Genomic DNA, 12,030 nt, shown 5'->3' with positions numbered 1-12,030 from the left:
CGGACACCTCAGGCGAACTGCAGCGCGGTGGACATGGCCGCGAGCTTGTGGTCGATCTCCTCCCACTCGCTGACCGGGTCGGAACCGGGGACGATGCCGGCCCCGGCATAGAGCTCGGCGGTGTCACCGGCGACGCGGGCACAGCGCAGCAGCACCCACAGCTCGCCGCTGAGATCGGGCTCGACGATGCCGGCCGCGCCGGTGTACCAATCGCGCTCGAAGGGTTCGTTGCGCCGCAGCCAGTCGTGGGCGTCGCGCCGCGGCTGGCCGTTGGTCGCCGGGGTGGGATGGAGCAGTTCGGCGAGGCTGAAGACATCGCCCTCGGCATCGATCTCGCCGCGCACCAGGCTCCACAGGTGCTGAGCGTTGTTGAGCTGCATCACCTGCGGACCATCGATCGGCTCGATCCGCTCGCAGCAGCGCTCGAGCGCGGCGCGCACCGCCTCGACCACCACCTGGTGCTCGTGCAGGTTCTTGGCGCAGCCGAGCAGCTCGACGGTGAGTGCCGCGTCGCGCGCGGCGTCGGCGGCGCGGCAGGCGGTGCCGGCGATGGCGTCGGCCTCGACCCGGCGACCGCGCAGGGTGAACAGCCGCTCGGGGGTGGCGGCGACGAAACAGCTCTCGCGGTGACGGACGTTGATCACCTGACAGGAGGGGAAGAGATAGGCCAGGGCGTCGTTGAGCCGGTCGAGGTCGAAGCGGCGGTGCCCTTGCAGCCGCTGGCGCCGGCACAGCACCAGTTTCTCCAGCGGGCCGTCACGCTCGATGGCGTCGAGCGCGGCGAGCACCAGGTCGCGCCAGGGCTCGAGCGCCGGCTCGCTGGGACCGCGTTCGAGCGTGGCCGGGGTCTGCGGGGTGCGTGCCGGTTGCGCGAGCAGCGGGACCAGTCGCTCCAGCCAGTCATCCCAGCGCGCCAGCAGGGCCTCGGGCTCGACCGGCAGGCGGGCGGTGAGGATCAGCGCCGATTGCTCGTTGGTGGTGTTGAGTGCGACCTCGGGGATCCAGTAGACGGCGTTGGGCAGGTCGGAGGCGCCGGGCGTGGTGGTCGGCTCGGGGGTGGCGGCGAAGCCGAGCATGGCGAAGCCGCCGAGTCCGGTCTCGTCGGGGTCGAGCTGGTGCCAGTCGGGGGCGGTGGCGCGCGCCCGTTGGCGCAGTTGCTGCAACCGCTGCTCGCCCTCGGCCCGCCACTCGGCGGCGATGCCGTAGCCGGCGCGCAGCTCGCCGCGATGGTTGTGGGCGAACTGGAAGCGCGGGCCGGAGAGCTCGGGAGCGGCATGGAGCGGCTGGGGCAGCTCGAGGGCGAGCGAGACGAGTCCGTGCGCACGGGTGAATGCAGGAGTGGCGATCGCCTCGCGAACGCGAGCCTTGAGCTGCTCGAGGCGTTGGAGCGGTGCAAGCATGGGATAGATCGATGGACCGGGATTGAGTGCACGGCGCGCGCGGGCGCGCCGGCGTTGGTGTCAGGGCGGTGTCGGGGCCGTCAGCCGGCGGACCGCTCGGACCAGAAGCGGTCGATGGCCGCGGTGGTCTCGGCGGGCCGGTCCCACTGCGGCATGCCACGGGTCGGCGCGATGCGCTCGGCGCGCCAATTGTCATGACGGCAGAGGAAGTCGGGCAACTCGTGGAAGTCGATATTGGGGTCGCGATCGTAGAGCACCAGCACCGGCTGGGTGAGCGGGTCATAGAGACGCTCGCCGGCCTCGGGGGTGAACAGCTGCCCGGAGAGGAAGTAGAGCGGCGCGTACTTGGCCCCCGGCTGGTGGGAGGTGGCGTAGGCGTAGTCGACCATCTCGGGCGGGGTCGGACCGGCGAAGGCCTGACGATAGAAGTACTTGATGCTCGGGCGCGAGGTCAGCAGCCGGAACAGGCCGTCGTTGAGTCCGGGGATGCTGAGCGCGCGATGGACACGCTCGGCGGCGACCCCGGTGGGCATGGCGCGGGCGTTGAAGCCGGTGGGCGAGAGCAGTACCAACGAGCCGATGCGCTGCGGGCGCAGCGCGGTGGCGCGGGCGGCGAACTCGCAGCCGAGCGAGAAGGCGACCAGGTCGATCTCACCCTCGTCCTCGACCACCCGGTCGAGGAAGTCGACCAGGGCGTTGGCGTAGAGTTCGGGCGAGTAGCGGCGGTTGCCGCGATCGGAGCGACCGAAGCCGGGCAGGTCGAGGGCATAGACCCGGCGCTCGCCGCGATAGCGCTCGAACAGCGGCTTCATCTCGAAGGCGCTGGGCGCGGCGTTGACGCTGTGCACCAGCACCAGCGGGCGCGTCCCGCTGGGGCCGTCGACATAGTAGTGGATGCGGCCACCGTGCTCGGTGACGAGGTCGTGTGCGGGCGCCTCGAGCGCCGGTGCCAGCTCGACACCGCCGCCTGTGCTGTGTTGCTCGGGACGGGCGATGGAGGAGTCGATACCTGAGTCCATGTGATTGTCACCTCTTGTCTTGAGTGGACGCGAGTGCGTCGGCGCCGGGCGTCTCGCGCTCGGCGCGGCGGCAGATCTCGCGGGTCAGCCGTTTGAATACCAGACGGTGGATGGGTTCCAGCGCGTACCAGTAGAGCAACCCCCAGACCCCGGCCGGATGCCAGTAGCCGCTGGTGGTGAGCCGGGCGCGACCGGGGCCGCGCGGCTCGATCTCGAACTCCATCATACCCGCCCCGGGGGCGCGCATGCCGAACCCGAGGGTCAGGCGTCGCTCCGGTTCGAGTCCGATCACCGTCCAGTGGTCGATGCGATCGCCGGCGCGCAGCTGCTGCGGATGACGCCGGCCGCGGCTGCGCCCGGGGCCGCCGATGGCCCAATCGAACCACTCGCGGAGCGACCACAGGGCATTGCAGCAGTAGTAGCGGTTGTCGCCGCCGATGGCCGCGAGCAGCCGCCACAGCGCGGCGGGGTCGGCGCTGGTCTCCGCGCTCACCCGCAGCCGCTTGGCGTAATAGGCGTAGTCCGGGCGCTGCTGGCGCGCGCCCAGCGCGCCCTCGGTCCAGCGGCTGATCACGGCGGTGCGGCGTTCGGCGTCGAGCGCGGCGGCGACCGCCTCGCGGAAATCGAGCAGCCGTTGCGGCAACAGGCGGCGCAGCTCGGCGTCGTCGGCGTGGAAGTCGTGGCGCAGCCCGCCGATGAGGGCGCGGGCGATGTCGGTCGGCACCGCGGTGACCAGCCGCAGCCAATAGGCCGAGAGCCCCGGGGTGAGGACCGGGACCGGCAGGATCCAGGGGGGACGACGCCCGGCGGTCTCGGCCAGGATGCGCATCATCTCGGCATAGGTCAGCTGTTGTGGGCCCGCGGCATCGAAGCTGCGACCCGCGCTGGCGTCGACCCAGGGGATGCGCGCGAGATAGTACAGCAGGTTATCGAGCGCGATCGGTGGCGACAGGGACTGCACCCAGCGCGGGGTGATCATCACCGGCAGATGATAAACCAAATCGCGCATCACCTCGAACGCCGCCGAGCCCGGCCCGACGATGATCCCGGCGCGCAGCTCGGTGACCGGGACCGGGCCCTCGCGCAGCACCTCGCCGGTGCGCCGGCGCGAGACGATGTGCTCGCTGGTGGCCGTCGCCGGCGCCAGCCCGCCGAGATAGACGATGCGCCCGACCCCTGCGGCGGCCGCGGCGGCGGCGAAGTTGCGCGCCGCCTCCAGGTCGAGCCGGGCGAAGCCGCGCCCGGCGGCCATCGAGTGCACCAGATAGTAGGCGACCTCGATCCCCGCGAGCGCGGCGGGCAGGGTGGCGGGGTCGAGGGCGTCGGCCGCGACCAGCTCGACGCCCTCCCAGCCGCGCGCCGCGAGCACCGCCGGGTTGCGCGCGCTGGCGCGTACCCGGTGGCCGCGTGCGCGCAGCAGTGGCACCAGGTGGCCGCCGATATAGCCGCTGGCGCCGAAGACCAGACAGTGCGTGCTGCGTTCGGTATCGGGGCTGGGGTGGGGCTGGTCGTTCATCGTCGGGGCTCCGCTCGGCGATCCTGGGGGCGACATTGCCGTCATCTTCTAGCGCACTTGCGGGTCGCAGTGGTGCGCTGCAATGGCGCGGCCTGTCGTCGCCTCGAGGCGGCGGTCGTCGACAGGGCGTGAGCGGGGTTTGCGTCCCCGATGCCTTTGTGGTTCAACTGACCGCATCGAGCCCATCCCGAGGACGCCGCTTGCGCACGTTCGCCCGTACTCCATTGTTGCTCCTGTGGTGCTGTCTGGCGGCGTTGTTGAGCGCGGGCTGTGCCGGGACCGGCGCGGTTCGTGACACGGCCGCCGGCGATGACGCCGTGGTGCGACTCTATCCGGGGACGGGCGCACGGGCGGGCGATCTGGTGGTGCTCGGGCACGGTTTCCTGCGCGAGCAGTCGACCCTGGCCGGACTGGCGCGGACCCTGGCTGCGGCCGGGGTCGATTGCGCGACCCTCGACTTCACCGCGCAACGCCCCTGGGACGGCGCCCATCTGCGCAACGGTCTGGCGATGATCGGCGTCGCCGATCGGCTCGGTGCGCGTCGGGTGGTCTATGTCGGCTTCTCGGCCGGTGGGCTGGCGGCGTTGGTGGCCGCGCGCAATGATCCGCGTGCCCGTGGTGTGGTCACCCTGGATCTGGTCGACGCCGCCGGGCTCGGGCGCGTCACGGCCGCGGCGCTGCGCGTGCCGCTGGTCGGGCTGGAGGGCGAGCCGGGGCGCTGCAATGCACACAATGGGGCAGGGCTGGTCCATGCCCAGGCCCCTCGGGGGCGGCTCGAACGCATCGCCGGCGCTGGTCACTGCGACTTCGAGTCGCCGACCGACCTGCTGTGCGAGATGCTTTGCGGCGAGGCCGATCCGGCCCTCGGCGCGTTGGTACGCGCGCGTGCCAGCGCCGCGGTGCTGGCGTTGCTGGAGCCTGTGGATTCCACCTCGGCGGAGTGACCCGATGCTTTCCCGACTCGCACACTGGATCGAACGACACCCGTCGCTGCATCGTCTGGCGCTGCGGGTGTGGCGGTTGTTCCCGGCGCGCCTGGCCGGATTCCTCAAGGGGGTGTTCGCGCGCCGCTGGGTGGTGGGCGCGGTGGCGGTGATGATCGACGAGACGGTGACGCCGCCCGAGGTGCTGCTGGTCGAACACAGCTATCGGCGCCGCGGCGCCTGGGGGCTGCCGGGCGGTTCGGTGGAGTCGATCCCGGGCAGCCCCACCGCGCCGGGTGGGCCGGCCTCGCCGGACGACGTGCTCGAGGCGACCCTGGCGCGCGAGGTCGAGGAGGAGCTGGGTCTCGCCATCGAGGGGATCGAACTGCTGCGCGTCGATGCCGTGCCTTTCATCCCCGAGGAGCCCGGTCCCTACCGCCTCGACTTCTATTTTCGCTGCCGTCCGGTGGCGGGTTTCGCGACGCTGCGCGAGGCCGCCGCGGCGCCGCGCTCGCCCGAGATCACCGCGGTGCGGATGGTGGCGCTGCCGGCGCTCGCCGACTACGACCTGTTCTCGCCCGACGCCCGCTTCCTCCGCGAGGATCTGCCGCGGCTCTGTCCGGGGCTGGCTGATTGACGCTCAGGCGGCCTCGTCGAGCGGTTGCTCGACGGTCTTGGCCATGCGCTTGGCGAAGTAGTAGATGCGCTTGAGCTTCTCGATGATGTCGACCTCGATGGTGTAGGCGGGGATGCGCTTGGGTTCCTGCGCGACCAGGCGCTGTGCCTGGTGCACCGCCGCCGAGTCGGCGATGCGCGAGATCTCCTGCTTCATGGTGGTGACGCTGCGCGCGGCCAGCTCGTTGTTCTGCGCCACCGCCTGGATCGCCGCGGTCACCGCGCGGGTGACGCTGTGGTGGAAGCCGTTGAGGACCTGACGGGTCGGCGTGCTGATCGAGACCCCGGCGTCGATGCGCTGGTGGCCGAGCATCACCAGGTTGGTCTCGACCACGTCGCCGATGTTCTCGAGGTCGTTGACCGCCTCCATCAGTCCCATCAAGTCGCCGGTCTGACGCTCGGTGAGACTCAGTCGACTGATCTTGCCGAGATAGGTGAGGATCTGCGCGTGCAGGGTGTCGACGTCGTTGTCCATCAGCTCGACCTCGCGCAGCATCTGTTTGTCGCCGCTGAGGATTGCCGGCATGCTGCGATCGAGCATGCGCTGGACGTACTCGCCCATGTGCAGGATCTCCAGCCGTACCCGGTCGAGCGCGAGCGACGGGGTGGTGAGCAGCTCGTCGTCGAGATACTTGGCGCGCACCGCCACCGCCGCCTCGCCGAGCGGGCGCTCCGGTACCAGCCATTCCACCAGACGTGCGAACTGACCGGCGAAGCCGATGAAGATCAGGGTGTTGGCGATGTTGAACAGCGTGTGGGCGTTGGCCAGCTGGCGGGGCACCTCGGCGGCGAGACGCTCGGCGCCGGCGAGCTCGGGGTGACGCGGCGAGATCTCCTGCACCAGGAGCGACAGCTCGCCGATGAAACCGACCCAGAGCACCACCCCGGCGACATTGAAGATGACGTGCACCAGCGCCGCGCGCAGCGCCTCGCGTGACTTGCCGATCGCGGCCAGCAGCGCGGTGACACAGGTGCCGATGTTGGCGCCGAAGGCCAGGGCGATGCCGGTCGGCAGGGTGATGAAGCCCTGGCTGGCCATGACGATGGCGATGCCGGTGGTCGCCGCCGAGGACTGGATCAAGCCGGTGAAGACCGCCGCCACCAGGATGCCGAGCAGCGGGTTCTCCAGCCGGGTCATGAAATCGAGGAAGGGCTGATAGCTGCGCAGCGGCGCCATCGCCTCGCTCATCACCCCCATGCCGAAGAACACCATCCCCAGCCCCATCAGCATCCCGCCGTAGTGACGCGCGCGCTCGCCCTTGGCGAAGAACTGCAGGGTGAAGCCGACGCCGATCATCAACAGCGCCGCCTCGGTGACCTGGAAGGCGATCAGCTGGGCGGTGACGGTCGAACCGATGTTGGCGCCCATGATCACCCCGACCGACTGCGACAGGGTCATCAGCCCGGCGCTGATGAAGCCGACCACCAGCACCGTGGTCACCGAGGAGGAGTTGATCACCGCGGTGACGAAGGCGCCGGTGAGCGCGCCCATGAAGCGGTTGACGGTGAGCTTGGCGAGGATGTCCTTCATGCGCTCGCCGGCGACCGCCTTGAGCGCGTTGGCCATCTGCTCCATGCCGAAGAGGAACAGCGCCAGACCGCCGAACAGTCCCATGCCCATGGTGGTCCAGTCGATCGTCTCGGCGGCCTCGTCGGCCAGGGCGAGGGTGGGCAGGGCGAACGCGCCCAGGGCGCAGATCAGCAGTGGCCACAGACGCTGGGCGGGATGGTGGTGTGGGGGCGGCGGAGGGGTCGGCTTCATGGAGTACGGTTGCGGGGAGATTTGACGATGGTCACCGGGATCGTCGCGCGGTGGACCACGCGTTCGGCCACCGAGCCGATCAGCAGGTGTCTGAGTCCGGTCAGCCCCTTGCTGCCCATCACGATCTGCTGCGCCGTTCGGCGCTCGGCGATCTCGAGGATACGGGTGCTCGGCAGGCCCTTGACCAGCAGGGTCTCGGCGCCCTGCAGTGGCCCGAGGTCGGGGTGGCGCGCGCTCACCGCGGCGACGAACTCATCGAACATCTCGGCGGCGCCGTCCTCGATGCGGTGGAGCTGCTTCTTCTTCAGTGCGCGACCGTAGTAGCCGGGCATGCTGAAGGGATCGTGGACGACGTGAAGGATCAGCAGTGGTCGCTCGCGACAGGTGGCCAGCTCGGCTGCGAACGTCAGCGCGGCCTCCGAGTGCGGCGAGAAGTCCACCGGTACCAGGATCGGGCTGGGGGCGGTCGGCTTGGTCATCGATGCTCCTGGTCGCCTGCGGGTTGTCCATGCCGGTCATGGGGTCAGGGTCGGGGCGGACACCGGCGAACACCAGGCCGCGCGGCCTGGCGGTCCCCGCATTATGACACCTGTCTGACGGAATCGTGACGACGCCGGGTCGATCTCAGGCGTTGGCGGAGAAGTGGTTGTAGGCGGCCAGCAGCGGCTCGCTCGGGTAGCGCAGCGGCAGCAGGTGCTTGCGCCCGCGGGTGATCACCCCGATCCAGTCGGGGTGGGCGCCGTAGAGCACGTGGTGATTGGCGATGCCGCCGGCGTCGATCCAGCAGGTCTCGTCGCGCGACAGCGGGGTATGGCCGACGATGCAGGGGGTCTGCTCGCGCACCCCGAGACAGCGGCGCAGCCGTGCCAGATCGCTCGCGCCATAGCCCTTGGGCGAGTTGTTGCGGCGCAGCCGCACATGGGTGAGCTGATGGGCGAGGCGCGGATGGCGGTCGATCTCGACCAGCATCTGCCAGGTGCAATAGCCGGTCGGCGGGCCGGCGTGACAGGCGATATAGCTGGGGGCCACGGCGACATAGGGCAGCAGGTCGTAGAAACGCTGCATGGCGTCGCGATAGGCCTGGCCCCGAGTGGTGATCAGGTGCTGCTCCCAGACCAGCCCCTGGGGGATGCCGGCCTTGCTGATCTCGTCGGAGAAGCTGTCGTGGTTGCCGCGCAGATAGAACACCCGGTCGGGAAAGCGCACCTTGAGGCGGAAGATCAGCTCCATCATCAGCACCGAGTCCTCCATCTCCGCCTCGCGCCCGGGGGCGTCGGGTTGGACCGCATCGCCGAGCAGGATCAGCACCGCGCTGCCCTCGGCGAGCGCATCGAGGAAACCGCCCTGGGTGAGCACCACCAGCAGGTTGTCGATGCGGGCGTGGAGATCGCCGACGAAGATCGGGCGCGCGCGCTCGGGCAGCGCCAGCAGCCCGCCGGGCCGATCGTCCGCGGTGCGTATCCGGTAGGGCTCGGTGGCGAGCAGGGCGTTGACCTGCTCGAGCAGCGTCAGCGCTTCGGCGCCGGTCAGCGGTTCCAGCGGGCCGCGCAACAGGCCGTGCAGCTGGCCGAGCTGGCGGCGGCGCCAGCGGGCCATGCGCTCGCGCGCGCTGCGCGCGGTGAGCGGGGCGATACAGGCCGGGGCGCGGGTCGACTTGCGCTTGAGCGCCAGCCCCTTGGGCGAGAGCTTGAGCCGCAGGTGACGCTCCTCGACCAGCTTGGGGTAGCGCAGCAGACGACGCTGCAGTTGATCGCGTCGCCCGAGGGTGAGCGCCTCGCCGTGATAGAGACGGAGGAACCCGCTGATGTCGCTGAAGTACTCCTCGGGGTCGAGCAGCAGATAGTCGCCGCTGGGTTGGAGCTGGGCGTTGGCGTCGAAACACAGTTCCGGGTAGAGGTGCAGGCGGTAGCCGGGTTCGCTGCCGAGCTGGATCTGCAGCGGCAGGGTCGGTGCGGGGATGCGCACCTTCTCGGTACCGAGCCGCAGCGAGCCGCTGAGATCGACGTCCTCGCAACCCTCCAGCTCCTGGACCAGGCCGTGGAACTGCTGGAGGAAGGTCTTACGGGCGTTGCGTTTTGTCGCCATGGCACTGAGCCTCGGGGGTGATCGCGATCCGCTCCGGGATCGCCAGGGCGCGGGTACGGACATGCACGATCATGCCGGCGCGATGCAGGATCATCGCCAGTTGCGCACAGGTCTCGACCTGGGCGTGGATCTGCTCGGGCTCGATGTGTCGGTCGATCGGGTGGGTGCCGCGACGTGCGCGCGCGAGCCGGTCGGCGACGATGGTCTCGGCGTCGGGGAGCAGGAACTCGAAGGCGAAGCGGCGGCGCCAGTCGATGCCGAGCAGCGAGCGTCGCGGCGGCGGGATGCGCAGCCGTGTCGGATCGAGGCGCAGTCGCGCCCAGCCCTCGAGCCAGGCGGCATCGAACAGCGCGAGCGCCTCGCTCTGATCGACGAAGGGCAGCCCGAGATGGATCTCGCGCGGGCGCAGGGCGAGCACCCGGTCGCGCCACCAGCCCTTGTGCGAGAGATCGACATAGCCCTCGCCGGGCCAGCCGCCGAGGCGCTCGACCAGGGTGGTCTTGCCCGAACCCGGCGGGCCGGTCACCAGCAGCTGGCCGAAGCGGACCTCGGGCGAGAGCGGCACGCCACGGATGTACACCGGCGACTCGACCGGGCGCAGTGGCAGCACCAGACGGCCGGTCGTGTCGCTCATCGCGCCCGCCCCCGGGCCCGGCCTCTAGCCGAAGATGCCTGCCAGCACATAGAAGAAGATCGCGGCGAGGATGGCGCCGGCGGGCAGGGTGATGATCCAGGAGAGCACGATGTTGCCGATCACCCGCAGGTCGAGTGCGGCGATCCCGCGCGACAGGCCCACGCCCATCACCGCGCCGACGGCGATGTGGGTGGTCGAGACCGGCAGGCCGGTCTTGGAGGCGAGCACCACCACGCTGGCCGCGGCCAGGGTGGCGCTGAAGCCGCGTGTCGGGGTGAGCTCGGTGATCTTGGTCCCGATGGTCTGCATCACCCGATAGCCCATGGTCGCCAGGCCGACGACGATGCCGACGCCGCCGAGGGCGAGGATCCACAGCGGCAGCGGGGCCTTGGCCATCACCTCGCCGCCACTGTTGATGATCGCCACGATCGCCGCCAGCGGGCCGATGCCGTTGGCGACATCGTTGGAACCGTGGGCGAAGGCCATGGCACAGGCGGTGAACAGCATCATCGGGGTGAACACCCGCTCGACGCTGGCGAAGTGGAAGCTGCGATCGGCGTTGGGGTCGACCTCGACGCGGTCGATGAGCAGCTTGCCGACGGCGGCGGTGGCCAGCCCGATCAGGGTGGCGGTGAGCAGTGTGGCCGGCAGCGAGAGATGGAAATCGAGGTGCTTGAGTCCCTTGAACAGGGTCACCAGACTGACGATCCAGCCGACCAGGAAGACATAGACCGGTCCCCAGCGCTTGGCCTGACGGAAGGGGTCCTCGGTGTTGAGGATCAGGGTGCGGATGCTCAGCATCAGCAACAGCGCCACGGCGCCGCCGAGCACCGGCGAGATCACCCAGCTGGCGACGATCTGGCCGATCTTGTCCCAGTGCACCGCATGGATGCCGATGCCGGCGACGGCGAAGCCGACGATGGCGCCGACGATCGAGTGGGTGGTCGAGACCGGCCAGCCACGGGTCGAGGCGATCATCAGCCAGATCGCGGCGGCGAGCAGTGCCGCGAGCATGCCGAAGACCAGCAGCTCCGGCTGGTTGGCCACCGCGCCGGCGTCGATGATGCCGCTGCGGATGGTCGAGGTGACGTTACCGCCGGCGATGAAGGCGCCGGCGAACTCGAAGATGGCGGCGATCACGATCGCCTGCTTGACGGTGATGGCCCCGGAGCCGACCGATGTCCCCATGGCATTGGCGACGTCGTTGGCGCCGATGCCCCAGGTCATGTAGAGACCGAATACGATGGCCAGGATCAGGAAGACCGATCCCCACTCACTGATGATTTCCACGCTTCCTCCAAAACGATGCCGGATGTGGCGGCGGGTCGATGCGCGTCAACGCGCGATAAGCAGTAGCAGGCGTTCGCCGACCTTCTCGGCGTGGTCGGCGAGGTCGCCGATGCGCTCGATCAGGCGATACCAGAACACCACCGAGACCGGGTCGAGCCGGTCCTCGTGGGCGAACAGGGTGCGGTTGAGCGACGCGACCAGGGCGTCGGTCTCGCTCTCGATGTTGCAGAGGGTCTCGACCATCTCCTCGACCCGCGCCGCCTCGCGGCCACGAAAGCCGGTCTCGAGCAGCTCGTCGAGCTCGTCGACCACCCGGGTGGCCTGGATGCAGGCGTCGATACAGCGGCGTACCAGCGTCATCAGCTCCGGCTGCATCACCCCGGGCAGGGGCATCTCGCGCTGCACCAGCACCCCGGCGATCTCCTGGGCGGTGTCGGCGATCGCATCCTGGGTCTCGAGGACCGCCAGCAGGTCGCGACGATCGACCGGCATGAACAGGCTGCGCGGCAGGCGCAGGCGGATCCGGTTCTTGGCCTGGTCGGCGGCGTGCTCCTGGTCGACGATCGCCTGCTGGGCGCGCTCGAGGCGCTCGCGGTCACCCTCGAACAGGGCGGTGAACAGCTCCGGGAGCAGGGCGACGCAAGCATCGACCAGATGCATGTGCTCCTGCATCGGTTTGAACGGCGAGCGACCGAACAGATCGGCGATCGGGTTGCTGGGTTTCAT

The 12,030-nt window shown here is 69.9% G+C and carries 11 protein-coding genes; 2 read left to right on the top strand and 9 right to left on the bottom strand.

Going from position 1 to position 12,030, the window contains the following annotated elements:
* Window positions 1-8 precede the first annotated feature (8 nt).
* From EBL84_RS03150 to EBL84_RS03140, 3 genes are all read right to left on the bottom strand, one after another.
* Window positions 9-1,400, bottom strand: a complete 1,392-nt coding sequence (locus EBL84_RS03150) for an isochorismate synthase MenF (RefSeq protein WP_123139488.1) — start codon at window positions 1,398-1,400, stop codon at window positions 9-11.
* Window positions 1,401-1,480: 80 nt separating this feature from the next.
* Window positions 1,481-2,419, bottom strand: coding sequence for an alpha/beta fold hydrolase (locus EBL84_RS03145; protein ID WP_123139487.1), 939 nt, complete (start codon window positions 2,417-2,419; stop codon window positions 1,481-1,483).
* Between the two features lie 7 nt (window positions 2,420-2,426).
* Window positions 2,427-3,935: a DUF2867 domain-containing protein gene (locus tag EBL84_RS03140; RefSeq protein ID WP_123139486.1), complete on the bottom strand. Its 1,509-nt coding sequence runs from the start codon at window positions 3,933-3,935 to the stop codon at window positions 2,427-2,429.
* Between the two features lie 200 nt (window positions 3,936-4,135).
* On the opposite strand from EBL84_RS03140, the gene EBL84_RS03135 reads away from it, so the two are divergent.
* Together EBL84_RS03135 and EBL84_RS03130 are read left to right on the top strand one after the other, a co-directional pair.
* Complete coding sequence (locus EBL84_RS03135) at window positions 4,136-4,879, top strand: alpha/beta hydrolase (RefSeq protein ID WP_148040257.1); 744 nt, start codon at window positions 4,136-4,138, stop codon at window positions 4,877-4,879.
* A 4-nt stretch (window positions 4,880-4,883) separates the two neighbouring features.
* The gene (locus EBL84_RS03130; RefSeq protein ID WP_123139484.1) at window positions 4,884-5,495 is read left to right on the top strand and encodes an NUDIX hydrolase; all 612 of its coding nucleotides are present in this window, start codon (window positions 4,884-4,886) and stop codon (window positions 5,493-5,495) included.
* Between the two features lie 3 nt (window positions 5,496-5,498).
* On the opposite strand, the gene EBL84_RS03125 is transcribed toward EBL84_RS03130, so the two are convergent.
* The 6 genes from EBL84_RS03125 to EBL84_RS03100 all read right to left on the bottom strand — a co-directional run bounded on the left by EBL84_RS03125 (window position 5,499) and on the right by EBL84_RS03100 (window position 12,030).
* Window positions 5,499-7,295, bottom strand: a complete 1,797-nt coding sequence (locus EBL84_RS03125) for a Na/Pi cotransporter family protein (RefSeq protein WP_123139483.1) — start codon at window positions 7,293-7,295, stop codon at window positions 5,499-5,501.
* Complete coding sequence (locus EBL84_RS03120; protein ID WP_123139482.1) at window positions 7,292-7,774, bottom strand: universal stress protein; 483 nt, start codon at window positions 7,772-7,774, stop codon at window positions 7,292-7,294. Before EBL84_RS03120 ends, EBL84_RS03125 begins: the two co-directional genes overlap by 4 nt.
* 145 nt (window positions 7,775-7,919) lie before the next feature.
* A complete protein-coding gene (locus EBL84_RS03115) occupies window positions 7,920-9,380 on the bottom strand; it encodes a metallophosphoesterase (protein ID WP_123139481.1) in 1,461 nt (486 codons plus the stop codon).
* The gene (locus EBL84_RS03110; protein WP_123139480.1) at window positions 9,355-10,014 is read right to left on the bottom strand and encodes an ATP-binding protein; all 660 of its coding nucleotides are present in this window, start codon (window positions 10,012-10,014) and stop codon (window positions 9,355-9,357) included. The genes EBL84_RS03115 and EBL84_RS03110 overlap by 26 nt, the downstream gene beginning before the upstream one ends.
* A gap of 24 nt (window positions 10,015-10,038) precedes the next feature.
* Window positions 10,039-11,304: an inorganic phosphate transporter gene (locus EBL84_RS03105; protein ID WP_123139479.1), complete on the bottom strand. Its 1,266-nt coding sequence runs from the start codon at window positions 11,302-11,304 to the stop codon at window positions 10,039-10,041.
* A gap of 45 nt (window positions 11,305-11,349) precedes the next feature.
* A complete protein-coding gene (locus EBL84_RS03100; RefSeq protein WP_123139478.1) occupies window positions 11,350-12,030 on the bottom strand; it encodes a TIGR00153 family protein in 681 nt (226 codons plus the stop codon).

The sequence above is a fragment of the Marichromatium sp. AB31 genome (assembly GCF_003718685.1).
Classification (GTDB): Bacteria; Pseudomonadota; Gammaproteobacteria; order Chromatiales; family Chromatiaceae; genus Marichromatium; species Marichromatium gracile.
Note: the sequence above shows the minus strand (reverse complement) of the source record. Positions and strands in the feature narration are given on the sequence as shown.

Bases quoted from the DNA above. Each gene is read 5' to 3' on its own strand.
- EBL84_RS03125 (WP_123139483.1), bottom strand. From the start codon at position 7,295: ATGAAGCCGACCCCTCCGCCGCCCCCACACCACCATCCCGCCCAGCGT.
- EBL84_RS03115 (WP_123139481.1), bottom strand. From the start codon at position 9,380: ATGGCGACAAAACGCAACGCCCGTAAGACCTTCCTCCAGCAGTTCCAC.
- EBL84_RS03110 (WP_123139480.1), bottom strand. From the start codon at position 10,014: ATGAGCGACACGACCGGCCGTCTGGTGCTGCCACTGCGCCCGGTCGAG.
- EBL84_RS03120 (WP_123139482.1), bottom strand. From the start codon at position 7,774: ATGACCAAGCCGACCGCCCCCAGCCCGATCCTGGTACCGGTGGACTTC.
- EBL84_RS03140 (WP_123139486.1), bottom strand. From the start codon at position 3,935: ATGAACGACCAGCCCCACCCCAGCCCCGATACCGAACGCAGCACGCAC.
- EBL84_RS03150 (WP_123139488.1), bottom strand. From the start codon at position 1,400: ATGCTTGCACCGCTCCAACGCCTCGAGCAGCTCAAGGCTCGCGTTCGC.
- EBL84_RS03100 (WP_123139478.1), bottom strand. From the start codon at position 12,030: ATGAAACCCAGCAACCCGATCGCCGATCTGTTCGGTCGCTCGCCGTTC.
- EBL84_RS03130 (WP_123139484.1), top strand. From the start codon at position 4,884: ATGCTTTCCCGACTCGCACACTGGATCGAACGACACCCGTCGCTGCAT.
- EBL84_RS03145 (WP_123139487.1), bottom strand. From the start codon at position 2,419: ATGGACTCAGGTATCGACTCCTCCATCGCCCGTCCCGAGCAACACAGC.